This window comes from Cellulosilyticum sp. ST5, from assembly GCF_046529625.1.
Taxonomy (GTDB): Bacteria; Bacillota; Clostridia; order Lachnospirales; family Cellulosilyticaceae; genus Cellulosilyticum; species Cellulosilyticum lentocellum.
The window spans coordinates 1,478,724-1,501,925 of sequence record NZ_CP132338.1 but is presented as its reverse complement, the minus strand read 5'-3'; the positions used below and the strand labels follow the sequence as shown (position 1 = coordinate 1,501,925).

The window sequence follows — 23,202 nt, the reverse complement described above, 5'->3', positions numbered from 1 at the left end:
AAAAGATGAAAAAAAGGAGATATGGATGGGCAATTTTTTTAGCACTAGCTTTAATCATTACATTCTTTTCAGTTATTTCAGGTAATTTCTTTACGAAGAAAGTATCCTTACAGATTGGGGAGATTGCAAAGGAAACAGTCTATGCACCTTTTCAAGTGGAAAATGAAGTGGCCACTAATCGTCTGCGTACCCTAGCAGCTGCAGGAGTGGAACCTGTTTATAAAAAAGATAGTACTGTACAAGAAAAAGCCATTGGTAATATTGAAAAATTATTTGAGGCTGTAACAGCTATTCAAACTTCGGATGTGGCAACTACTTTAGGAAAAACAGAGGTAGAAGTCCTAAGTGGACGTTCACCTATTGGTCTATATAATGAACAATATGAAACCCTACTCAGTGCGTCTACAGATGAACTAACTTATGTGAAAGATGCCTGTATTAGTATTGCAAGTGATATTTTTGCAACAGGCATTTCTAGCGAAGAGAGCAATAAAACAGTCGAGGTACGAAGTGCCATAGATAACACAGATTTAAGTGTGACTATGAAAAAAATTGCACAGGACATTATTAATGATGTTTTAGCTCCTAATGTTGTAGAAGATGAAGTGGCTACTAATGAGCAGAAAAAGATAAAAAGTGATAAGGTAGATCCTGTTTATGTATTAGCTCAAGAAAAGATTGTTGAGAAAGGCTCAAAGGTAACAGAAGAAATCTATCAGCTATTAGAAAAAGTAGGTTATTTAGATACAGATAAAACAACTAAATATAAGCAATATAGCGGCATTTTGATTTTAATGCTTTTGATGAGTTATTTAAGTTTTAAATTTATGAAAACGGGATATAACCTTAAAGTGAAAGACCAAAGACAGTTAAGCCTAGTACTCATTTTATATACTTTAGCCATTTTAGTAACACGTGGGATGGTGGGTCTATCCTTTGTCTATCTTCCTTTAAGTGTACCTTGTATGATTATTGCGTTTGCTGTGGGACCTATTGCTGCTGCTTTTGTGCAAATACTGATTATTATTTTTTCAACCACTATCTTCAAAGGTGATATTTTATTTGTTTTATATTTTATCATTTCCGGAATTGCTAGCATTTTAATTGTAACGCGTATGGAAGAGCGGACTAAGACTGTCATGAGTGGCTTATATGTAGGAATTATCCAATGCTTTACTTTTTTAGGCCTTAAGCTTTTCGTTGGTTCAGAGTTAAATATATCAGTTATCTCACAAGGATTGGTTGCTTTTATTATGGGAATGATTTCTGTAGTGACAGTAGTAGGTGCTCTTCCTGCTTTTGAATCTTTATTTGGATTTACAACACCGATGCAGCTTTTAGAAATGACAAATCCTAATCAACCCATTTTAAAGCGTCTCTTATTAGAAGCTACAGGAACTTATTATCATAGCTTATTGGTTGCTAACCTAGCTGAGAGTGCGGCAGCAACCATTAATGCTAATCCACTTATGGCAAGAGTAGGAGGCTATTATCACGATATTGGTAAACTTACTTGTAGTAAGTATTTTAAAGAAAATCAAGGCGCGAATAATCCTCATGACTACATGACGCCAGAGGAGAGTTACAACATTATTCTTTCTCATGTCACTGAAGGTCTAAAGTTAGCAGAGGAATACCATTTACCTCAGTATATTAAAGATATGATTTGTCAGCATCATGGGACAAGCACTATGCAGTATTTTTATATCAAAGCCCAACAAGAAAGTGATGGTGAAGTGTCAGAAAAGGCTTTTCAGTATCATGGTCCAAAACCCAAAACGAAAGAAGCTGCCCTTGTTATGTTAGCTGATGTAGTAGAAGCAACTATAAGATCAATGCAGGATAAATTAGGTAAAGAATTAACCATTGAATCGGTGGTTAGAAAAATGGTGAAGCAAAAATTAGATGAGGGACAGTTAGATGAATGTGAATTATACATATCTGATATCGATAAAATTATAGATTCCTTTACAAAAATGCTAACAGGTATGTATCATCAACGTATTGCTTATCCAGAAAGGAATGAAAAGTAAAGTGACACTCTATTTAGAAGATGAAGTTGATTTTTTTAAAGAACAACATGAATTATTAGAACAAGTAAAAGCTGTTATTAATCAATGCTTGGATGAGGAAGATGTTCCTTATGAGGTAGAAGTAAGTTTGACGGTAGTTGACTTAGATGCCATTCATGAAATTAATAAAGAACATAGGGAGATAGATCGTCCAACGGATGTACTTTCCTTTCCACAAATAGATCCAGAATATATTGGGCATATTAATTGGGATACCCTTGATACTGCTAGTTGTGTCAATTATGACACAGAAGAAGTGATCCTAGGAGATATTATTTTATGTGCGGATAAAGCTAAAGAACAGGCAAAAAATTATGGGCACTCTTTGACGAGAGAAGTCTGTTTTTTGGTAGCTCATAGTATGTTTCATCTTTTAGGATATGACCATATGACAGAAGAAGATGAAAAAACTATGGTCAGAAAGCAGGAAAGTGTGTTACAATGTCTTTCCATATTAAGATAGAGGATGATTAACATGAAACAATATAAAGAGTTATTAGTAAAAGCACATGAGGCACAAGAACAAGCTTATGTACCTTACTCAAAATTCAAAGTAGGTGCAGCTGTTCTGATGAAAAGTGGTAAAATTTACACAGGCTGCAATATAGAAAATGCTTCATTTGGTGCAACTAACTGTGCTGAGAGGACAGCTATTTTTAAAGCTGTATCAGAAGGCGAACATGAAATTGCAGCTATTGCCATTGTAGGAAGTCACAATGAGTTTACTTATCCTTGTGGTATTTGTAGACAAGTCATTGCTGAGTTTATGAGTGAGGGAGATTTTATTTTTGAAAATGCAGAAGGTGAAATGAAAGTTATTCCATTTGCGGAAATGTTCCCTTATACGTTTACAAAAGTAGATTTATTAAAAGAAGAGTAGCAATACTCATAGGAGGAAAAAATGAAAGAACCATTTAAGTCAGGCTTTGTTTCTATTATTGGTAGACCTAATGTAGGAAAATCAACTCTTATGAACAAGCTGATTGGCGAGAAAGTTGCCATTATGTCAAATAAGCCACAAACGACACGTAACCGTATTCAAACTGTTTTAACAACTAAGCATTATCAAGCTGTTTTTATTGATACTCCAGGTATTCATACACCTAAAAATAAGCTAGGTGAATTTATGGTAAAATCAGCTATGACTACCTTAAATGAAGTAGATGCTATTTTTTATCTAGTAGAAGCAGAGCCATTTATAGGAAAAACGGATCAAGAGATTATCGAACGCTTAAAAGGCATTCAAACACCTGTTTTCCTATGTATTAATAAAATTGACAGTGTTCCTAGAGAAACAGTTCTTAAAACCATTGAAACATACCGTGAGGCCTATGACTTTAAAGAGATTATTCCAATCTCAGCATATGAAAATACCAATGTAGATGCTATTTTAAAATGTATGCCAGCTTATTTACCAGAAGGACCACAGTTCTTCCCAAGTGATATGCTGACTGACCAACCTGAGCGTCAAATTGTAGCAGAAATGATTAGAGAAAAAGCCCTTCATCTATTAGATAAGGAAATTCCACATGGTATTGCCATAGAGATTGAAACCATGAGAAAAAGGGAAGAAGGAGACATTGTAGATATAGAGGCTACTATTGTTTGTGAAAGAGATTCCCATAAACGAATTATTATAGGTAAACAAGGACAAATGATTAAAGCTATTGGCTCTAAAGCGCGTTATGATATGGAACGTCTATTAGGCTCGAAAATTTATTTAACGCTTTGGGTAAAAGTGAAAAAGAATTGGCGTGATAGTGATTTTCTTATTAAAAACTATGGATATGATAAAAGAGATTTAATGTAAAGTTGTCAAGGCCTTTTGAATTGGTAGTTTTTTTGTAGGATAGCTTCGTAAAAATTGCGTAACTTAACTATAAATCAACCAATAGGGGGTTATAAAATGTTACAAGAATTTTGGAGTTATTTTATGACAACAGGTAATATTGATGCGTATATGAATTACAAAGCATATGAAAGAGAGTATCATAGTCATATTGGCACCCAAGGGCTGCCTAAAGAAACGCATGAGGTAGGATGATTGTAACATGATGGTAAGAACAAAAGCATTAGTCATTAAAGAATACATTGTGGGAGAGAGTGATAAATATATCACTCTCTTTACAAAAGATTTAGGACGCATTCAAGCTATTGCGCCTAAAGCTAAAAAGTCAGATAAAGGATTTGCTTCGGCAACTCAATTATTTGTTTATGGAGATTTTATGCTGACTTCTTATAAAGATACATATCGTTTAGTATCAGTAGATCTGATAGAGATGTTTCATAATATTAGAAACGATTTATCTGCTTTAAGCTATGCGAGTTATATGATGGAATTTATTTATTATGTGACCGAACCAGGCTTATCACAAAGTGAATTATTGAAGCTCACACTAGTGACCTTGCAAGCTTTAAGTAAATCAGAGGCAGACTACAAACGGATTAGGCGAGTATTTGAAATAAGAGCTCTAGGCCTGTTAGGTTTTATGCCTCAGCTTTTTGCTTGTGTAGATTGTGGTTTGGCAATAGATGAAAAAGCGGAAGCACATTATTATTTTTCAGCAGAAGCGGGGGGACTTGTTTGCAAAGGGTGTAAAGGAACTTATGAGGATGTAGTTTCTTTAAGTTATAGTACATTATATACCCTGCAATATATCTTAACCGTCTCTTTAAAGCAGCTTTATCATTTTCAAATCAGTGAAGAAGTACAAAAAGAGTTAGATGCTGTAGGTAATCACTATGTACCGTATTATGTTGATAAGCCTTTTAAAACGCTTGATTTTATTGAGAGATTAGAAAAATTATAGAACAGACTTAATCTGAAAACTAACAGACTAAGTCTGTTTTTTAATTAATAATAAATATTTTTTAGTTTTAGTGAAGGAAAGCTTAAATTCTTGTAAGAAATACTGTAAAAAATTAGCACATAGGGTATACTATAAAAGAAAATGAATAACTTATGGTTTAACATAACGAGATGAGGGAAAATATGTTATACTACTTTTAAATAAATGAATGAGGTGCTATATGAAACAGAAATTATTATTATTTGATGGGCATAGTATTGCCAACCGTGCCTTTTATGGGGTGCCTTTATTAACGAATAAAAGCGGTCAATATACCAATGCGATATATGGTTTTTTAAATATGATGTTAAGTATTATGGAAAAAGAAAAACCTGATTACTTAGGTATTACCTTTGATTTAAGTGTACCAACCTTTAGACATGAATTTTCAGCAGATTATAAAGGGAATCGAAAAGGTATGCCAGAAGAGCTTAGGGTACAGATTCCGTTGCTTAAAAAGGTACTCAAAGCAATGCATATTCACATTATTGAAAAAGAAGGTTTTGAAGCAGATGATGTTTTAGGGACCTTGGCTAAAGCTGGAGAAAAAGCAGGGATGCAAGTAACTGTTGTGTCTGGAGATCGAGACTTATTCCAAATTACATCGGATATGATTGAGATTAAGATACCTCGTACAAAAAAGACAGGAACAGAAATCGAAAGCTTTTTTGCCAAAGACGTTGTAGAAACCTATGGTGTGTCACCAATAGCTTTTGTGGATGTTAAAGGGCTTATGGGAGATGCTTCTGATAATATTAAAGGAGTACCAGGTATTGGTGAAAAAACAGCTATTAAACTTATTAAGGAATACGGTAGTATTGAGAATCTTCTAGATCAGGTGGATCAAATTACACAAAAGAAACTTAAGGAAAATTTAATGACTTATGCGCAGGATGCTAGGGACAGTAAAATGTTGGCTACTATTATTTGTGATGTTCCCTTAGTTTATAAATGGAGCGATTTTGAGTTTGATTTAGCTCTAGATAGTGAAGCAACAGCACTATTTAGAGATTTAGAGCTTAAGTCCCTTTTAACAAAACTACCCAAGATGGAAAATGAAGCTATAGCAGAAGCAGAAGAAGTTAAAGTAGAGCAGTGGAAGACAACAGATTTTGAAAAGTTTTTACAGGAAAGCAAGGACCAAATGGTCGGGATAGCTTATTTTGTAGAAGATAATACATTAGGTTTGGGTGTTGCTATAGGAGAGCGAGTAGGGTATAGTGAGTGGGACTTAACAGATACAGAAGCTAAAGCTGTTTTGATAGAGTTTCTAGAAAGTGCGACTTATCAAAAAATCGTTCATGATAGTAAAAATTTCAAACATGAACTTTTAAAAGTAGGATTGGGATTAAATGGTGTTTGCTTTGATACTTTCATTGCAGCGTATTTATTACATCCAACTAATAAGAGCTATGATCTAGCAGAACTAGAAGAACTTTTCATTAATAAACAAAGCTTAATGAGTTTAGAAAACCTATTAGGGAAAGGAAAAAGCCAAAAAACATGGTTACAGCTAGAAGATGAGGAACGTATAAATAATTTAGGAAAGAGGGCGCAGTTAGCTTTAAGTGTAACAGAAGCTATGAAAGAAGCACTTCAAGAACAAAACATGACTAGATTATTTTATGATATAGAAATGCCACTTATTGATGTTCTTTTTGATATGGAGGTTGAGGGAATTAAAGTGGATCCAGAAGGGCTCAGAAGTTATGGAGAAGAACTACAGGGGTTATTAGATACTTTGACAACTTCTATCTATGAAGCAGCTGGTGAAAGTTTTAATATAAATTCACCTAAACAATTAGGTGTTATTTTATTTGAAAAACTAGGTATTCCATGTGCTAAAAAAACGAAAACAGGCTATTCTACAGCAGCAGAGGTGCTAGAAGCTTTAAAAAATGACTATCCTATTGTGGCACAGATTCTAGAATACCGTCAGTATGCTAAATTAAAATCCACGTATGTAGATGGGCTGTTAAATGTACTAACTGAACAAAATAAGATTCATTCTACCTTTAATCAGACTATTACAGCTACAGGACGCTTAAGTAGCACAGAACCTAATTTACAAAATATCCCTGTTAAATTTGAAATGGGTAAGAAAATTCGTCAGCTATTTGTACCTAGCTCAGAAAACCATATTTTTTTAGATGGAGATTATTCTCAAATCGAGCTAAGAGTACTTGCCCATATGTCGGGAGATCCAACGCTTATCAAAGCTTTTAAAGAAAATATTGATATTCATGCGCTAACAGCTTCGCAAGTTTTTCATGTGCCTTTTGAAGACGTGACAAGTATGCAGCGTAGTAATGCAAAAGCTGTTAATTTTGGTATTGTATATGGTATTAGTGCCTTTGCATTGTCAGAGGATCTTAAAATTAGCCAAAAAGAAGCTCAAAAATATATCGATGGCTATTTTGAAAAATATCCTTGTATTAAAGCCTATTTAGATGAGATTATTGATTTCGCTATGCAAAATGGTTATGTAGAAACCTTATATCATCGAAAAAGAGAGATTCCAGAGATATTAGCAAGCAATTATAATATGAGGGAGTTTGGGAAGCGTGTTGCTATGAACACACCTATTCAAGGAACCTCGGCTGATATTATTAAGATTGCTATGATTCGTGTACATCAAAAACTTAAAGAACACAGTCTTAAGTCAAAACTTATTTTAACAGTTCATGATGAACTTTTAATTGATGCCCATAAAGATGAAGTTGAAATTGTTAAAAAACTTTTAAAAGAAGAGATGGAACATGCAGCTGATTTAAGCGTGCCACTTGTAGTAGATGTACATCAGGGGGCCAATTGGTTAGCAGTAAAATAGGAGATTAGAAATGAAAGTGATTGGAATAGTAGGGGGAATAGGTGCGGGAAAATCAACAGTGGTAGCACTGATGAATGAAATAAAACCTATTCATAGTATATCAGCAGATTTAATTGGTCATGAAATTTTACGAAAAGGCCAAAAGGGGTATGGGCCAGTAATAAAAGCTTTTGGTGAGTCTATTTTAGATGAAAGTGGAGAAATTGTAAGAGAGCGTTTAGGTAAAATGGTATTTGGAAATCCAGAGCGTTTAGAAAAGCTTAATGCCATTACACATCCACTTATTACAGAGATTATTAAGGAGCGTATAGTGAGTTATCAGCAAATAGCACCTAGTCAACATATTGTTTTAGAAGCTGCTCTTTTAATCGAAAGCGGTTTGATTCAATTGACGGATGTAGTGATTGCTGTTTATGCAGAAGTATCGGAGAGAACCAAACGTGTTATGATGCGGGATGGCATTGATGAAACACAAATGATTCGCAGGCTTAAAGCACAAAAAGAGTGGGAAGAAATAGAAAGGGTAGCTGATTATATCATCGATAACAGTATTTCTTTAGAAGCTACTAAAATGCAAATTCAGCAAATTTTAATTGCACTTGAGGAGGAGGAAATAGGATGAAAAAGTGGCATAAAATAATAGGTGTTATGACTTTATTAGCGTTTTCGTTAGTTGGTTGTGGACGAGGAGAACTAGCGGAAGGCAAACAGGAGCCTAATGAAGTAGAAGTAGAGCAAACAACAGCTCCTAAAACACCTGATAACCGCATGGTGATTGCTATGGATACACCAGTTACCTTACATCCTCTTTATAATACACAAGAAACAGTAGAACAAGCCTTATACCTTATATTTAGTCCGCTTATTAATATTGAAGAAAATGGAACAATTAGCAGTAATTTAGCGGAATCCTGGGTGGTTAATGAAAGTAATACAGCTATAACCATTACCCTAAAGAAAGATATAAAGTGGCATGATGGTATGTCTCTTACAACGGATGACGTACTATATACATTGAATCAAATAAAATCTATTCCTGATAGTCCTTATAAAGATACAGTAGCTAACTTGCAAGAAATGGTGAAATTGGATGATACGACTTTCAAACTCGTCTATAAAGGGAGTTATAGTGGCGTGTTACAAACCTTATTTTTCCCTGTTATACCTGAACATATTTATAACGTATCAGGTGAAGATACATTAAATATTACACCAATAGGTTCCGGTCCTTATATGTATGAAAGTACCACGCCAGCTAAGTCTATTATGCTCAAAGCAAATCCAGGTTATTTTAAAGGAAAACCACAAATTGAGGAAGTACAAATCAACTTTATTCCAGATCAACAAAGTATGTTATATGCTTTTAAGCAGGGGTTAATTGATGTAATCTATACTAAGGAAACGGAATGGGGTAAATATATCAATGATGAAGCTTCCACGGCATATGAGATGATATCTCCTGTTTATGAGTTCATGGGAGTTAATCACAACAAAGTGTTATTTCAAAATGCAGCTATTAGGGAAGCATTACTTTATGGCATTAACAGACAGGAAATGGTTCATCTTTTTTATCTTGACCATGCGGTTGTAACAGATACACCTATTAGTCCTATTTCCTATTTATATGATAGAACATTGGAAATAAAAAGTTATGATAAAGAAAAAGCTAAGCTTTTACTTACTCAAGAAGGCTATGAGAAAGATGGAAATACTGGATTTTTGAGTAAAAATGGTGCGCCACTTAGTTTCACCTTACTTGTTAATGAAGAAAATCGAGATCGCATGAAAGTTGCTAAACAAATACAAACTATTTATAAAGAAATAGGTATCGATCTTAAGGTAGAAGCCGTAAATGAAACCACTTATTTAGAACGTATTCAGACAAAGCAATTTGATGCTTTTTTAGGAGGTTATCAGTTAGGTTATGCAACAGATTTAAGTTTTGCTCTTCATTCATCTAGTATTTTAAATGGGGAAAACTATACAAGTTATAAAGATCCACAAATGGATGAGCTATTGCAACAGGCTTTTTTAGCAACACCTGAAGCAGCAATAGATGCTTATCAAAAATTACAACAATATTTTGTAAAACAGACACCTTATATTAGTTTGTATTTTAAAAAATCTGTTTTAATTACCCATAATGAAATTCAAGGTGACATTAAACCTACACCATTAAATATTTTTTCTAATGTAGAAAAATGGACTAGAAAATAAAATCAAAAGAACAAGGGATGCCTTGTTCTTTTGATTTTATGCATATTATTACTTTAAATTTAAATAACTATAGTGTAAAATGGTAAAAAGAAAGGCGATGGCCTATGAGTAAATATCGCAACTATTTTTTTAATGATAGCATTGTTGCTCCGTCAAGAATAAACCGCCCTATGGTGGGAAAGCAGAATGAAGCTTGTCCATTTTGCAAGGAAAATGAAAAGGAGTTAGAAGTGATTTATGATGAAGTATGGGAAGGAGAAAAGCTTCTTGTACGCATTTTAGCAAATAAATATCCTGTTATACCCATTCAAGGTGATTATGCAGGCTTACATGATGTCATTATTGATACAGCTAATCATTGGGAGCATCCTAAAGATTTTTCTCCAGAGCATTGGCAGGTATTACTTTTAACGATGCAAAAAAGATGGCAACAACTAAGCAAGAATGAAAAAATAGTTTTTATACAAATTTTTAAAAATCATGGCTCTCTAGCAGGAGCCAGTATTTATCATTCCCACTGGCAATTAGTAGCTATGACTAAGATTCCTTATGGCATGATTTCACAGTATGAAAAATATCAAAAACAAAAAGAAAGCCCATGCTTTTTATGTGAAAGAAATCATTTAAAAGAGGCAATTCTTATAAAAGAAACTTCATTGTGGAGGCTTATTATACCACCAAACCCTGAGTTTAATTACGAAATTTGGTTAGTACCTAAAAGTCATAGACAACACTTTGGAGAGTTAGTACAAAAGGAAGTAGTAGAATTAGGAAACTTACTCAAACAATTACTAATGGTTTACGATATCCTTTTGCCAGAGGGTGCTTTTAATATTTGTATGATGAGTGGTGATTTAAGAGGGGAGTGGCAATACCACTTTCATATTAAATTAATGATGAGAATAGGTCATATTGCAGGTTTTGAAATTGCTACCCATTGCCATATTTTAATGATAGATAGGGAACAATATGCTTTAAGAATAAAACAACTATTACAGGGATAGGTGATGTACGCGTGAAGGACTATATAAGAGATACACTTTGCTTTGGTTTAGATATTGGCACCCGTACCGTTATAGGTGTGGTAGGTTATAAGGAAGGTAATGAATTTGTCTTGGTAGACTATGAATGCATGGCTCATGAAGAACGAGCTATGATGGATGGGCAAATTCATGATATTCAAAAGGTATCTAAGGTGGTTTATGAAGTTAAAACAGCTTTAGAAAAACGCTTGAAATTAGAACTTAAAGAAGTAGCTATAGCAGCAGCTGGTCGTGCTTTAAGTACACAAATTGTAAATGTAGCTCAAAATTATGAAGATGTCCAAGAATTTAACTTAAATCATATTCATCATTTGGAACTAGAAGGTGTAGAAAAAGCGAAGGCAATGCAACAAAGTGAAAATACAGATGCAGATTATTTCTGTGTTGCGTATTCGGTTATACAATATTTTCTAGATGATTATGTGATGGCTAATTTAGAAGGACATAAAGGTCATAGTATTGGTGCAAAGCTGATAGCTACTTTTTTACCTAAACAAGTGATTGATAGCCTATATGCGGTAACCGAGAGAGCTGAACTCGCAGTTAGCCATTTGACCTTAGAACCTATTGCAGCTATTAATGCAGTTATTCCAGAACAAATTAGATTACTTAATCTTGCTCTTGTAGATATAGGGGCAGGCACTTCTGATATTGCCATTACAAAAGAAGGAAGTGTTGTAGCTTATGGAATGATTCCTACTGCTGGTGATGAAGTAACAGAAGCGATTATACATAAATACTTAGTTGATTTTCAAACGGCAGAACGTATCAAAATACAAGCCTTAAATGAAGAGAGTATTACTTTTACAGATATCTTAGGACTTACTCAAAAAATAACGACTAAAGAACTAAAAAAGGTAATGGCACCAGTAATTGATACACTTACCTTACAAATTGCAACTAAGATTGTGGAACTCAACGGTAATAATCCACCTAATGCTGTGTTCTGTGTAGGAGGAGGCAGCCAGATGTTTGGTTTTACTACTCGTCTAGCTCAGCATTTAAAGTTAGCAGAACAAAGAGTGGCCGTTCGTAGTACGACACACTTGGTTCATATAAAAGATGAAATTGGCATGATTGATAGTCCTGAAATGATTACACCACTAGGCATTTGTATGACGACGATACAAAATAAATATAGTCAATTTACATTCGTTAATCTAAATGGTCAAAAAGTACAGCTTTTAAATGCCAAGAAGCTAACCGTATTAGATGCTATTGTAGCTATGGGAATAGAACATACAGCCATATTCCCTAAAAAAGGTGAGACATTAATGTTCAAATTAAACGGTGAAAGAAGGCGCATTAAAGGGGAGAATGGTATACCAGCTTCTATTTTATTAAATGGTGAAACTGCAACCATTCATGACCATATTCAAGACGGAGATACAATTCAGGTAGAATTTGGTGTAAATGGGAGACCTGGTAAAGCAAATTTGGCAGACTTCTGTAAAATAGAAAAGAAAATAAGTATAGAAGGAAAAAATATGACTTTGCCTTTAGTAAAGGTTGGAGGTCATATTGTTTCTGGGAATTATGAGATTATGTCAAATGACTTAATTGAAGTACAATCGATTCAAACAGTAGCAGAACTTTTAGAAGCTATGTCAATAGATCCTAAAAATAAACTGATTACAGTTGATTTTGAACCGGTTAATTTAGATTATGTCCTAAAAGATGGAGATGCTTTGCTTATTGATACAAAAGTGAAGGGGATGCAGGAACAAAATGCAGCATCGGTAACAGAAAGAAGGATACCTGAAGAAAAAGAGACACCAATAATAGAAGAATCTCATCAAAGTAGTAGGGTGTCAGAGAAAGTAATGAGTGAAAATCTGTATATTATTGCAAATGATAAGACTGTTGCTTTGCCTAAAAAAGAGTCCGATTACATTTTTGCGAGTATATTTGATTTTATAGATTTTGATTTAAGTAAACCTCAAGGAACAGTTCAGTTAGAGAGAAATGGTCAACCTGGTGCTTTAACAGATGTTTTACAAGATGGGGATGTACTTAAAATTTTTTGGAAGAAATAACAGGAGGATAGGAAAATGAAAGGGATTATTACAGTAGTAGGAAAAGATAAAGTAGGGATTATTGCAAAGGTGTGTACTTTTTTAAGTGGTGAAAATATTAATATTTTAGACATTTCACAGACTATCGTTCAAGATTACTTTAATATGATGATGATTGTAGATATTACGGCAATAGAAAAAGATTTTGAGAAAGTGGTAGATGCACTTGTTGCATTAGGACAGGAGATTGGCGTAGACATTCGTCTTCAGCATCAAGATATTTTTGACAATATGCACCGTATTTAAAACATTCAGGGGAAATGATGTGAGAAGGTGTTTTCAAAAAGAAAGGAATAAAAACCATGATTTCAAGATATGAAGTGCAAGAAACCAATAAAATGATTCAAGAAGATAATTTAGATATTCGTACCATTACCATGGGTATTAATTTGATGGATTGTATATCAGATGATATGAATAAACTATGTGATAATATCTACGAAAAAATCACAAGCAAAGCTGAGCATTTAGTAGAAACAGGAGAAATAATCTCTAAGAAGTATGGCATTCCTATTGTTAATAAACGTATTTCAGTTACACCTATTGCTTTAGTAGGTGGAGCTACTAAAGCTAATTCATATGTACCTATTGCTAAAGCCTTAGACCGTGCGGCACAAACCGTAGGTGTTAACTTTATTGGGGGTTTTTCGGCTCTTGTGCATAAAGGATGCTCAAATGCAGATAATGTGCTTATAGAGTCTATTCCAGAAGCACTCGCGGTAACACAGAATGTATGTTCATCTGTGAATGTAGGAACAACACGTACAGGTATTAATATGGATGCTGTTAAACGTATGGGTGAAATTATTAAATTAACCGCAGAGCGTACAGCAGACCGTGGTAGCATTGGTTGTGCTAAACTAGTTGTCTTCTGTAATGCACCAGAAGATAATCCATTTATGGCAGGTGCTTTTCATGGTGTAGGTGAAAGAGATACCGTTATTAATGTGGGTGTTAGTGGCCCGGGTGTTGTAAAAAAAGCACTAGAGACTGCAAGAGGTGCTGATTTCGAAACTTTATGTGAAACTATTAAACGTACAGCTTTCAAGATTACAAGAGCAGGCCAAATGGTAGCCAAAGAGGCGTCTAGCATATTAGATATACCTTTTGGAATTATCGACTTATCTTTAGCACCAACTCCAGCGGTAGGAGATAGTATTGCTGAGATTTTTGAAGAAATGGGGCTCGAAAGTGCTGGGGCACCAGGAACAACAGCTGCCCTTGCGATTTTAAATGATTGCGTAAAAAAAGGTGGCGTTATGGCTTCATCTTATGTAGGTGGATTAAGTGGTGCTTTCATTCCTGTAAGTGAAGATCACGCTATGATTAAAGCAGCTGAAAGAGGTGCTCTTACACTCGAAAAACTAGAAGCTATGACTTGTGTGTGCTCAGTGGGGCTTGATATGGTTGCTATTCCAGGAGCTACAAGTGCAGCTACTATTTCGGGAATTTTAGCTGATGAGATGGCTATTGGTATGATTAATGCTAAAACGACAGCTGTTAGAATTATTCCAGTTATTGGGAAGGGTGTAGGCGAACAAGTAGAGTTTGGTGGTCTTTTAGGTTATGCACCTATTATGCCAGTTAATAACTATAAATGTGATGCCTTTATAGCAAGAGGTGGTAGAATACCAGCGCCTATTCATAGTTTTAAAAATTAATTTGGTTAAAAGGAGAAATACTTATGTCAGACGTTTTAAAAGCATTACAGCCTAGGAAAGTATTTGAGTATTTTGAAGTAATTAGTAACATTCCACGTGGTTCAGGAAATGAAAGAGTCATTAGTGATTATATGGTGAAATTTGCTACTGATCTTGGATTAGAGGTAAAGCAAGATGAAGCTTATAACATCTATATTAAAAAGCCTGCAACCCCAGGTTATGAAAATGCACCAACAGTGATTTTACAGGGACATCTAGACATGGTGTGTGAAAAAAACAAAGAAACGGCACATGATTTTGAAAAAGATGGTCTTGAGCTTTATATAGAAGGGGATTGGATCGGTGCCAAAGGAACAACGTTAGGTGCTGATAATGGTATTGCTATTGCATATCAAATGGCAGTTTTAGCAGACGATACCCTTAAGCATCCTGCACTTGAATGTTTAATGACTACAGATGAAGAACGTGGCATGAGCGGTGTTGCTCATTTACATCCTGAGTACTTATCAGGTAAGGTGCTATTAAATTTAGATACAGATGTAGAAGGTGAATTTTTATTAAGCTGTGCAGGTGGTGCCAAGGCATATCTGACCATGGTTTTAGATAAAGAAGCAGCTAGTCATGAATTAGTGTATTATCGTTTAGTTTTAAATGGTTTAAAAGGTGGGCATTCAGGTGCGGATATTCACTTTGAAAGAGCCAATGCACATATTTTAATGGGGCGTATGCTATATGCTTTAAAAAGTAAAATAGACTTCAAACTAGCTGAAATAATAGGTGGATCTAAGGATAATGTGATCACTCGTGAATGTGAAGTGACTATAGCCGTTAAAAAAGAACAAGTAGAGACATTGAAAGCTACAGCTTATGAAATGGTAGAGGTATTTCAAAAAGAATACAGTGCCCAAGAGGAACATATTTGCCTTACATTAGAAGAAGTTGCAGTTCCTAAAGAGGTGCTAATAGACGATTGTTTAAATAGACTCATAGATATTCTTGTAATGATTCCTAATGGCGTTATGGGTTACGATCAACACATGAAAGGGTTAGTTCAAACATCACTTAACTTGGGAATTTTACAAATGCATAGTGACCGCATCGAATTAGGAAGTGCAGTGCGTAGCAGTGTTGCTTCTCGCAAGGTAGAGTTACTTGCAAAATTAGAAGCTTTTAGCCGAGCTTTTAATTTAAAATTTGAAGTAAAAGGTGATTATCCTGCATGGCAATATAATGAAAATTCTCGTATTAGAGAATGTGTAGGTGAACTTTATATGAAGATGTACGGTAAGGAACCTATCATGACAGCTATTCATGCTGGACTTGAATGCGGTTTTATTGCTGAGAAATTACCGGGCCTTGATATGATTTCGTTTGGGCCTAATGTGAAACATATTCACTCACCACAAGAAGTGGCAAGTATTTCTTCTATGGCTCGCGTTTATGAATATCTTGTTAAACTTTTGGAAAACCTAGTAGCGTACTAAATACGGGAGGCTACTTACTATGAAAATCGAAAAAAATAATCGCTATTTTACAATAGCGGCATATGCTGTAGGAGCATGTCTAGTAACCGTCATTGGTATATTAGCCGTACTTCATTTTAAGGAGGTATGGGCTGCTATTTGTAAAGTATTTGGGCTTATTTATTGGTTATTAAAACCGCTTATTTTGGGGTTTGTTATTGCTTACCTTTTGGATCCAATTGTGGAGTTTTATGAAAATAGATGCCATAAGATAAAAGGAAAAGAATTATTTCATAGTAAGAAAGACCAAGCCGAAAGTGATTTAAATCATCCAAAGCGTTGGCATATGAGAACTGTGCCAACGCTTTTTACATTTTTAACAGTTATTATGGTATTAGGTTTGTTCATTTTAATCATAGTAATGAATATAGAAGCTATTGCAGGCAACTTTTCCTTGCTTGGAATCAAAGAAAGTATCAATCGCTATTTAGCTTATTTTGAAAATATGTTAGAAGGCGTCAATCGGTTTACGAATGAAATGGGGATTTTGAGAGGACAAGAGGGAATTGTTCAGAAGGTTTATAGTGCTATTAATGATTTTGTTTTAAGATTGTCTAACCAACTTCTAAACTCCTTAACGACCATAGGATTAAATACTATGAATCTTTTGTTAGCTTTCGTTATAGCTTTTTATTTGCTTCAAGATAAACAGCGTTGCATTGCTGTAGTTAAAAAAGCCAGCTACACACTGTTAAAACCTAAAATTTATAGACATACTATGGTACTTTGTCATGACATTGACTATGTTTTTTCAGGATATATTAGAGGGCAAATTATTGATGCAATGATTGTAGCTGTATTAACAAGCTTGGCTTTAACAGTTATTCAGCTGGACTTTGCTATTATTATTGGTGTTATTGCAGGCATATTCAATTTGATTCCTTATTTTGGACCTATTGTAGGTTTTATTTTAGCCATCATTATTGGCATTCTAGATCCTAATCCAATGAAAGCTGTTTATGGAGCAATAGCTATTTTGATCATTCAGCAAATAGATGGATGGATTATTGTCCCTAAAGTAGTAGGAGAGTGTGTCAAACTTCACCCGGTTATTGTATTATTAGCGATTTTAATTGGTGGTAATTTATTTGGTTTAATGGGAATGCTTATTGGTGTACCAGTGGCAGCTTTCATTAGATTAGTTTTACTCAGATACGTAACAGAACTGTTTCCAGATGGAGAAGAAGTACTAGAGGAGGAAATAGCCTCTCAGGCCAAAGAAGAAATAAAAGAGAAATAACCACATATAAAAAGTAAAAGGCACCTCATTATAACCATTAAGGAATAATAAGGTGTCTTTTTGTGAGTCTATTATTTTAAAATAACTTTATGGAATACTTTTTTGCCTTTTTGAATCATTAATTCATTATCTTTAAAGTAGTCTAAAGTTATGAGGCTATTAGGATCTGTTATTGCCACACCATCTAATTTGATACCATTTTGAGTGACTAAACGACGACCTTCAGAACGAGAAGGAACAAGCTTTGTTTCTTGTAATAAAGAAAGAATATCCATACCTGTTTCGAAGTCGGCGGTATTTATTTCTGTAGTAGGAATAGAACCACCATGAGCACCACCTAAGAAAAGAGCTTTTGCGGCTGTATCAGCTTTGAGAGCCTCTTCTTCACCGTGAACAATTTTAGTAACTTCAAAAGCAAGACGTTCTTTAGCTTTATTGATTGCAGAACCTTCTACAGCTGTTAAGCTATTAATTTCATCCATAGGAATAAAAGTTAAAAGAGATAGGCAACGCTTAACATCAGCATCAGCTACATTTCTCCAGTATTGATAAAACTCATAAGGAGATGTTTTTTCAGGATCTAGCCAAACAGCCCCCTTTTCTGTTTTACCCATTTTTTTACCTTCACTATTAGTTAATAGTGAGAAAGTCATACCAAAGGATTGGTCTCCATGAAGTCTTCTAACTAATTCCACACCACCTAGTATATTAGACCATTGATCATTGCCACCCAATTGCAACTTACAATTAAAACGACGATAGAGTTCTAAAAAGTCATAAGACTGCATAAGCATATAGTTAAATTCAAGGAATGATAATCCTTTTTCAAGACGTTGTTTAAAACATTCAGCAGTAAGCATGCGATTAACAGAAAAATGTACACCAACCTCTCTTAAAAAATCAATATAGTTGAGGTTACGTAGCCAATCTCCATTATCAACCATAATCGCTTCATCATTTTCAAAGGAAATAAAACGTGACATTTGCTTTTTGAAACATGCAACATTATGGTCAATTATTTCTGTTGTCATCATTTTACGCATATCTGTTTTTCCGGTAGGGTCACCAACCATAGCAGTTCCACCACCAAAAAGAGCAATAGGCCTATGACCGGCTTTTTGCATATGGCTCATAGCCATAACGGTTACAAAGTGACCTACGTGAAGACTGTCAGCGGTAGGATCAAAACCTATATAAAAAGTAACTTTTTCCTTTTCTAAAAGCTCTCTAATTTCTTTTTCATGAGTCATTTGTTCAATAAACCCACGTTCCATTAAAATGTCTAATACATTCATTACTTTGCCTCCTATGTTATAAATGGTTATCATAAAAACAACAAAAAGGGTTACCTCATCCAATAAGGACGAGATAACCCGTGGTACCACCTTAATTCACAAACCAAGTAAGTTTGCCTCAAGTCGATAACGGCGACAACCGAAATAATTCAACTCCAAAGTTGTAATTCATAAATAATTAGGGATGTGTTCACACCAACCACACACTCGCTGAACCCATACATTAGTTTACTACTAAGACTTTATCATCGTTTTTATGACTATTTAATTAATGCTTATCTTAACATAGACATTTTTGATTTTCAAGAGGGAGTAAAAAAGTTTTGATAAAATAATAAATTACCTTGCAAAATAAAACCATATACTTCAAAATATTAAGAGTATAATAATTAATAATCAGTGAATGATAAACAGCGATTGGGTTTAAATGGGAGGTTAAGTATATGTATGGTTCATCTGTAGGGCAATCCGTAATAGGATGTCATTTTACAGAAATGAGGACTCATTTAGGTGTCTATACGACGAGAGCTTCAAAAATGCTTTTAGAAATATACGAGGAAGCACAAAGTATTGTACCTATTACTAAATTTATTATGGATGCGGCAACCTATCAAAAGGATAATGTTTTTAGTATACAGATAGAGGATTTAAAAGAAGGAATGGCCTATGTATGGCGTATCGTTCACGAAGATTATTCATATTCTCCATCTATTATGGATCCGTATGCTAAAGGAACATTCTTTTTTCAAGGAGAGTGGCGAAATATCATAAAGAAAACTAAGAGGTATCATCTCCCTAAACCACAGATTCCATGGGAAGAGACTATTCTTTATGAAATGCATGTAGGACATTTTACGATGAATAATAAGACACTTTCTAAAGAAACAAGAGGGACATTTATAGGCTTAATGCAACAGTTACCGTATTTAAAACAATTAGGTGTAACGACGTTAGAGCTTTTGCCCATTTTTAAGTGGAATGCCTATACTTTAAAAAATAGAAATCCACAGACAGGGGAACTCCTAGAGGATGTATGGGGCTATAATCCAGTAGGTTTTTTTTGTGTAGATGAGAGGTTTAGTGTAAGTAAAGAGAGTTCAAAAGCTATTGATGAATTTAGACTTTTAGTAGAAAAAGCTCATGAAGAGGGCCTAGAGATTATATTAGATGTAGTATATAATCATACAGGTGAAGGTGGGGAAGACGGAACAGCTTTTCATTTTAAATACCTCGCTCCTGAAGTCTACTACAAGTACAATGATAAAGGGCAATTTTTAAATTGTTCAGGAACAGGAAATACTTTAAATACGAATCATAGCATCGTAAAAAAATTCATTATAGATAGTTTAGTTTATTGGAGTGAGGAGGTCGGTGTAGATGGCTTTCGTTTCGATTTAGCGTCTATTTTAGGGCAGGATGAATGTGGTAGATGGATTAAGACATCGCTGCTTAATGAGATTGCTGAGCATCCTTTACTCGGAAAAGTTAAACTTATTAGTGAAAGTTGGGATGCAAAAGGGAGTTATGATGTAGGAAGAATGCCTTATCCTTTTAGAGAGTGGAGTGACTACTTTAGAGATACCATGAGACAATTTGTGAAAGGTGACCAAGGAAAGATAAAAGCCTTGGCTGATTGTATTCAGGGAAAAGAAGTCTATTTTACAGATCTAACGAAAGGGACTTCTCATATGATTCATTTCATTACAGCTCATGATGGCTTTACTATGTGGGATTTGTTATCTTATAATGATAAGCATAATGAAGCTAATGGGGAAGGAAATAGAGATGGACACAATGCTAACTATAGTTACAACTGGGGAGTGGAAGGAACGACAGAAGATACCAATATTTTAGAAGCCAGAAAACGGGGGATGCGCAACTTAATGTGCTTACTTATTCTTGCCCAAGGGGTACCTATGCTTCTTATGGGAGATGAAATAGGACGCACACAAGGAGGTAATAATAATGCTTTTTGTCAAAATAATGCATCTGTTTGGATGGATTGGGAAAGAGTAACAACGTTTAAATCGCAGTATTTATTTGTCCAAAGATTAATTGCGCTCAGAAAAAGTCTAGACTATTTTAAAACAGCTGATAAAAATAACTATAAAATAAGTTGGCACGGTATACGGTATAATCAGCCGGATTGGTCTTATTACTCAAAGAGTATTGCTTGTTTTATTGAAGGAGATCAAAGTTTATTTTTAGTGGCAAATAGCCACTATGAAAGTTTAAGATTTGAAATGCCTCCTTCTAATCAGAAGTGGTGCCGTGTGATTGATACAGCAAATAAGGAAATAGAAGACATCATTAATGAAGAGATGGTAGAAGAAACAAATTATGAGGTAAAGCCTTATAGTATTTGTCTTTTTAAAGAAATAAATTATAAAAAGATAGGATAAAATAAAGAGGGCTATTGTGATGAACGATTAAACGTTATACATCACAATAGCCCCTTGACTTTTCATTATGCAATAAGATAAGGGGTGAGGTGTTTTGGAATGTCTCCATGGGAACAGGAGGTACCAATGATGAATTCAACTTGATATTTATCGGAGAGTTCCCTGATGCGATCAAATAACTGAGTCAAGTCGTCAATGCAACAATGGGTAAGTTTTACAAGTTCATCAATAAACACAATTTCAATATCATGATTAGCAGATAAAATACCACACAAGAAACCGAAAAAATCCGTTTGGGATTTTAAAGGAAAGGTAGAGGCTTCAATAAGACGTACTTGATGAGATAGGGCATAACGATGAGTATTAGTACTGTCAATATAAACAGCATGACCTTTAATGTGTGTTACAGCTTGGTTGGCAGCTTCAATCATTTTTTTTGTTTTACCTTCGCCTGTTTGACCTGTTATAATTTTGATCATACACATCACCTCTTAAATAGTTTTTATTATTATATTTATTCAATTTTTTTTTCAAAATACCTCTTTTTTTAGGAAAAAAGTAATATGCTTTTTAAGCTTTATGATTTGATATAGGTATAAATGATAAAAGACTCCAGATAATAAAAAGAAAACCACTTTAGAAAAAGTGGCTCTAGTAAAACATATTAATTATTGGAATAAGGTTGATCGTAAACACGTCCATAAAGTGTAAGACAGTAAAGACCTGCGATACCAATTACCGCATAAATAACTCTACTTACCCATGAACTCATACCACCGAAAATAAATGCCACTAGGTCAAATTGGAAAAAGCCAATAAGTCCCCAGTTAATTGCACCGATGATAATAAGTGTAATAGCAATATAATCCCAAGTTCTAGATCTCATAATGAAGTAACCACCTTTCTGATATTTTATAGCAAAGCAAGATGATACTTGTATTATGTGTATATTATCAAAATTTATTCATTATACGCTGTGATAAGGTATGGATATTATTACCAAAATATAAGATGGTAGGTACATAAAGTTATTTGATAGTCCATATAAATAAAATAAACGAAATAAGGAGAAAAGTATGTCATATATTTCCAAAAGTCTTGTTTATTTAGAAAATCAAATGTATAGTTATCTAATCATGTTACAGCAATTAAAAGCACTTGAAAATCAGTATCCCTTTTTAAAAATACAAATGATAGGTAAAAGTGTTATGGAGCGTCCCCTTTATCTTATTCACTTAGGTAATGGAAAACGAAAAATACATATCAATGGTAGTCATCATGCCAATGAATGGGTAACTAGTTTTGTTGTAATGAAATCCGTAGAAAAGCTTTGTGAAGAAGTAAGGATTGGACAAGTAAAACTAGAACAAATCAATTTTGACTTTGTGCCAATGGTTAATCCTGATGGCGTTGAGCTTTCTTTATATGGTCTACAGTCCACTATTTATAGTAAGCAAAAAGAAAAATTATTAAAAATGAATGAGGGATTTGATAATTTTTCAAGATGGAAAGCTAATATACGTGGGGTAGACTTAAATCGAAATTATGATGCAGGTTTTGCAAGCTATAAGAAAAATAGTGAAAAAAAAGGACCAAGCTATGCGTATTATGCTGGTATGGCACCCGAGAGTGAACCAGAAAGTAAGGCTTTAGCAATGCTCACCAGAAAACGATTATATGATATGGTCTTAGCTTATCATACTCAAGGAGAAGTGATCTATTGGAATTATGGGAATGTTGAGGTGCCAACTGCTAAGGAATATGCTATAATGTTTTCCGAAGCAAGTGGCTATTTACTAGATGAACCAGAAGAAGCAGCATCATCTGGTGGATATAAAGATTGGTTTATAGCGACTTATAAAAAACCTGGCTTTACAATTGAATGTGGTATAGGAGAAAATCCCATTTCAGTTAGTCAGGCAGAAAGTATCATAAGACGTACATGGCCTATTATCAAATGTGCGCAAAAGGACATAAGAGAAGGAGTCATTTGAT

The 23,202-nt window shown here is 34.3% G+C and carries 20 protein-coding genes and 1 other annotated feature; of the genes, 17 read left to right on the top strand and 3 right to left on the bottom strand.

The features are described from left to right. Nucleotides 1-5 precede the first annotated feature (5 nt). From QTL86_RS07425 to QTL86_RS07355, 15 genes are all read left to right on the top strand, one after another. Nucleotides 6-2,033 carry an HD family phosphohydrolase gene (locus QTL86_RS07425; protein WP_410496887.1) on the top strand — a complete coding sequence of 676 codons (2,028 nt, stop codon included), beginning with the start codon at nucleotides 6-8 and terminating at the stop codon, nucleotides 2,031-2,033. Further along, a complete protein-coding gene (ybeY, locus tag QTL86_RS07420; protein ID WP_410496886.1) occupies nucleotides 2,023-2,535 on the top strand; it encodes an rRNA maturation RNase YbeY in 513 nt (170 codons plus the stop codon). The genes QTL86_RS07425 and ybeY overlap by 11 nt, the downstream gene beginning before the upstream one ends. Before the next feature lie 12 nt (nucleotides 2,536-2,547). Continuing rightward, entirely contained in the window at nucleotides 2,548-2,952 is a 405-nt protein-coding gene (locus tag QTL86_RS07415; RefSeq protein WP_013657067.1) for a cytidine deaminase, read from the top strand. 21 nt (nucleotides 2,953-2,973) lie between these two features. Further along, nucleotides 2,974-3,882 carry a GTPase Era gene (gene era, locus QTL86_RS07410; RefSeq protein WP_013657068.1) on the top strand — a complete coding sequence of 303 codons (909 nt, stop codon included), beginning with the start codon at nucleotides 2,974-2,976 and terminating at the stop codon, nucleotides 3,880-3,882. Between the two features lie 96 nt (nucleotides 3,883-3,978). Beyond that, nucleotides 3,979-4,116, top strand: coding sequence for a YqzL family protein (locus tag QTL86_RS07405; protein ID WP_013657069.1), 138 nt, complete (start codon nucleotides 3,979-3,981; stop codon nucleotides 4,114-4,116). Nucleotides 4,117-4,123: 7 nt separating this feature from the next. Next, nucleotides 4,124-4,882: a DNA repair protein RecO gene (gene recO / locus QTL86_RS07400; protein ID WP_127066563.1), complete on the top strand. Its 759-nt coding sequence runs from the start codon at nucleotides 4,124-4,126 to the stop codon at nucleotides 4,880-4,882. Between the two features lie 220 nt (nucleotides 4,883-5,102). Then, a complete protein-coding gene (gene polA, locus QTL86_RS07395) occupies nucleotides 5,103-7,751 on the top strand; it encodes a DNA polymerase I (protein ID WP_410496885.1) in 2,649 nt (882 codons plus the stop codon). 10 nt (nucleotides 7,752-7,761) lie between these two features. Further along, nucleotides 7,762-8,373 carry a dephospho-CoA kinase gene (gene coaE, locus QTL86_RS07390; RefSeq protein WP_013657072.1) on the top strand — a complete coding sequence of 204 codons (612 nt, stop codon included), beginning with the start codon at nucleotides 7,762-7,764 and terminating at the stop codon, nucleotides 8,371-8,373. After that, nucleotides 8,370-9,968, top strand: coding sequence for a peptide ABC transporter substrate-binding protein (locus QTL86_RS07385; protein WP_410496884.1), 1,599 nt, complete (start codon nucleotides 8,370-8,372; stop codon nucleotides 9,966-9,968). Before coaE ends, QTL86_RS07385 begins: the two co-directional genes overlap by 4 nt. A 104-nt stretch (nucleotides 9,969-10,072) precedes the next feature. Further along, nucleotides 10,073-10,972 (top strand): DUF4931 domain-containing protein, encoded by a 900-nt coding sequence (locus QTL86_RS07380; protein WP_127066566.1) that lies wholly within the window; start codon nucleotides 10,073-10,075, stop codon nucleotides 10,970-10,972. Between the two features lie 11 nt (nucleotides 10,973-10,983). Next, on the top strand, nucleotides 10,984-13,047 hold the full coding sequence (locus QTL86_RS07375; protein ID WP_410496883.1) for a cell division FtsA domain-containing protein: 2,064 nt from the start codon (nucleotides 10,984-10,986) through the stop codon (nucleotides 13,045-13,047). Between the two features lie 15 nt (nucleotides 13,048-13,062). Then, nucleotides 13,063-13,332 (top strand): ACT domain-containing protein, encoded by a 270-nt coding sequence (locus QTL86_RS07370; RefSeq protein WP_013657076.1) that lies wholly within the window; start codon nucleotides 13,063-13,065, stop codon nucleotides 13,330-13,332. A 56-nt stretch (nucleotides 13,333-13,388) separates the two neighbouring features. Continuing rightward, nucleotides 13,389-14,747, top strand: a complete 1,359-nt coding sequence (locus QTL86_RS07365) for a PFL family protein (RefSeq protein WP_013657077.1) — start codon at nucleotides 13,389-13,391, stop codon at nucleotides 14,745-14,747. Nucleotides 14,748-14,770: 23 nt separating this feature from the next. After that, nucleotides 14,771-16,231: an aminoacyl-histidine dipeptidase gene (locus QTL86_RS07360; protein ID WP_410496882.1), complete on the top strand. Its 1,461-nt coding sequence runs from the start codon at nucleotides 14,771-14,773 to the stop codon at nucleotides 16,229-16,231. Nucleotides 16,232-16,250: 19 nt separating this feature from the next. Then, nucleotides 16,251-17,510, top strand: a complete 1,260-nt coding sequence (locus tag QTL86_RS07355) for an AI-2E family transporter (RefSeq protein ID WP_127066569.1) — start codon at nucleotides 16,251-16,253, stop codon at nucleotides 17,508-17,510. A 71-nt stretch (nucleotides 17,511-17,581) separates the two neighbouring features. On the opposite strand, the gene tyrS is transcribed toward QTL86_RS07355, so the two are convergent. Next, nucleotides 17,582-18,805, bottom strand: coding sequence for a tyrosine--tRNA ligase (tyrS, locus tag QTL86_RS07350; protein WP_410496881.1), 1,224 nt, complete (start codon nucleotides 18,803-18,805; stop codon nucleotides 17,582-17,584). A gap of 61 nt (nucleotides 18,806-18,866) precedes the next feature. Continuing rightward, nucleotides 18,867-19,063: a binding site (T-box leader), on the bottom strand. Between the two features lie 185 nt (nucleotides 19,064-19,248). Here tyrS and QTL86_RS07345 point away from each other — a divergent pair. Beyond that, nucleotides 19,249-21,207 carry an alpha-amylase family glycosyl hydrolase gene (locus QTL86_RS07345; RefSeq protein WP_127066571.1) on the top strand — a complete coding sequence of 653 codons (1,959 nt, stop codon included), beginning with the start codon at nucleotides 19,249-19,251 and terminating at the stop codon, nucleotides 21,205-21,207. Between the two features lie 65 nt (nucleotides 21,208-21,272). Here the strand turns inward: QTL86_RS07345 and QTL86_RS07340 are convergent, their stop codons facing one another. Next, nucleotides 21,273-21,686, bottom strand: a complete 414-nt coding sequence (locus QTL86_RS07340; protein WP_410496880.1) for a twitching motility protein PilT — start codon at nucleotides 21,684-21,686, stop codon at nucleotides 21,273-21,275. A 185-nt stretch (nucleotides 21,687-21,871) separates the two neighbouring features. Continuing rightward, nucleotides 21,872-22,093 carry a DUF378 domain-containing protein gene (locus QTL86_RS07335; protein WP_127066573.1) on the bottom strand — a complete coding sequence of 74 codons (222 nt, stop codon included), beginning with the start codon at nucleotides 22,091-22,093 and terminating at the stop codon, nucleotides 21,872-21,874. Nucleotides 22,094-22,283: 190 nt separating this feature from the next. Here QTL86_RS07335 and QTL86_RS07330 point away from each other — a divergent pair, with 190 nt between their 5' ends. Continuing rightward, nucleotides 22,284-23,201, top strand: coding sequence for a M14 family metallocarboxypeptidase (locus QTL86_RS07330; RefSeq protein WP_127066574.1), 918 nt, complete (start codon nucleotides 22,284-22,286; stop codon nucleotides 23,199-23,201). The last annotated feature ends 1 nt before the right edge of the window (nucleotide 23,202 follow it).

Coding starts and splice junctions, on each gene's coding strand:
- QTL86_RS07405 (WP_013657069.1), top strand. CDS start 3,979: ATGTTACAAGAATTTTGGAGTTATTTTATGACAACAGGTAATATTGAT.
- QTL86_RS07335 (WP_127066573.1), bottom strand. CDS start 22,093: ATGAGATCTAGAACTTGGGATTATATTGCTATTACACTTATTATCATC.
- QTL86_RS07365 (WP_013657077.1), top strand. CDS start 13,389: ATGATTTCAAGATATGAAGTGCAAGAAACCAATAAAATGATTCAAGAA.
- coaE (WP_013657072.1), top strand. CDS start 7,762: ATGAAAGTGATTGGAATAGTAGGGGGAATAGGTGCGGGAAAATCAACA.
- tyrS (WP_410496881.1), bottom strand. CDS start 18,805: ATGAATGTATTAGACATTTTAATGGAACGTGGGTTTATTGAACAAATG.
- QTL86_RS07345 (WP_127066571.1), top strand. CDS start 19,249: ATGTATGGTTCATCTGTAGGGCAATCCGTAATAGGATGTCATTTTACA.
- QTL86_RS07360 (WP_410496882.1), top strand. CDS start 14,771: ATGTCAGACGTTTTAAAAGCATTACAGCCTAGGAAAGTATTTGAGTAT.
- ybeY (WP_410496886.1), top strand. CDS start 2,023: ATGAAAAGTAAAGTGACACTCTATTTAGAAGATGAAGTTGATTTTTTT.
- QTL86_RS07355 (WP_127066569.1), top strand. CDS start 16,251: ATGAAAATCGAAAAAAATAATCGCTATTTTACAATAGCGGCATATGCT.
- recO (WP_127066563.1), top strand. CDS start 4,124: ATGATGGTAAGAACAAAAGCATTAGTCATTAAAGAATACATTGTGGGA.
- QTL86_RS07425 (WP_410496887.1), top strand. CDS start 6: ATGAAAAAAAGGAGATATGGATGGGCAATTTTTTTAGCACTAGCTTTA.
- QTL86_RS07330 (WP_127066574.1), top strand. CDS start 22,284: ATGTCATATATTTCCAAAAGTCTTGTTTATTTAGAAAATCAAATGTAT.
- QTL86_RS07385 (WP_410496884.1), top strand. CDS start 8,370: ATGAAAAAGTGGCATAAAATAATAGGTGTTATGACTTTATTAGCGTTT.
- QTL86_RS07380 (WP_127066566.1), top strand. CDS start 10,073: ATGAGTAAATATCGCAACTATTTTTTTAATGATAGCATTGTTGCTCCG.
- era (WP_013657068.1), top strand. CDS start 2,974: ATGAAAGAACCATTTAAGTCAGGCTTTGTTTCTATTATTGGTAGACCT.
- QTL86_RS07340 (WP_410496880.1), bottom strand. CDS start 21,686: ATGATCAAAATTATAACAGGTCAAACAGGCGAAGGTAAAACAAAAAAA.
- QTL86_RS07370 (WP_013657076.1), top strand. CDS start 13,063: ATGAAAGGGATTATTACAGTAGTAGGAAAAGATAAAGTAGGGATTATT.
- QTL86_RS07415 (WP_013657067.1), top strand. CDS start 2,548: ATGAAACAATATAAAGAGTTATTAGTAAAAGCACATGAGGCACAAGAA.
- polA (WP_410496885.1), top strand. CDS start 5,103: ATGAAACAGAAATTATTATTATTTGATGGGCATAGTATTGCCAACCGT.